At 34.6% G+C, this 570-nt stretch carries 1 protein-coding gene; it reads right to left on the bottom strand.

Annotation, left to right across the window (positions count from 1 at the left end; all coding sequences use genetic code 11):
- Positions 1 to 18 precede the first annotated feature (18 nt).
- A partial coding sequence (locus B5E95_RS10440) for an IS607 family transposase (protein ID WP_143437615.1) occupies positions 19 to 570 on the bottom strand: 552 nt, incomplete at its 5' end.

The raw sequence follows: 570 nt of genomic DNA, 5'->3' as shown, positions 1-570 counted from the left end.
TCATTTCTAGGAACTTGCTTATTCTTTTTTGCCATCTTTTTCACCGCCTTTCTGATTTAAGGTGCTTTCTATAAGCTTACGTTCCACTCGTCTATGAGAATATTCTCTCATAGAGAAGCAATGCAGTAGGCTGATAATTTCTTCAAACAGCTCTTCTTCATCAGTCTTAGGATTCAGCTCATTTGAGATAGTTTCAATCGCTGTCCCGTAGTTTTTAAACAAGTATTCAAATAGCTCAAACCCTACACGACTCAATCTATCTTGATGAGTAATGATTACTCTTTCAACTTTGCCTGCCAAAACTAAGTCTAATAATTTAAAGAACTGTTTTCGATTTTTAAAAGAGATGCCACTGGCAATATCTGAAAAGGAATTATCGACATGATAGCCTTTATTTTCAGCGAAATCACGTAATTCTTGCATTTGATTAGCTAAATCATGTTTTTGCTTATAAGTAGAAACACGACCATAGAGAATAGTCTGACGAGGAGTATGTTTATTTTTAAACAACCAAACCGAATCATCGTCAAACTCAAATTGACCTGTTGGCTTTTGAACAGCTTTAATAAA

The organism is Lactobacillus gallinarum (assembly GCF_002160635.1).
In the GTDB taxonomy this organism is placed as follows: Bacteria; Bacillota; Bacilli; order Lactobacillales; family Lactobacillaceae; genus Lactobacillus; species Lactobacillus gallinarum.
Note: the sequence above shows the minus strand (reverse complement) of the source record. Positions and strands in the feature narration are given on the sequence as shown.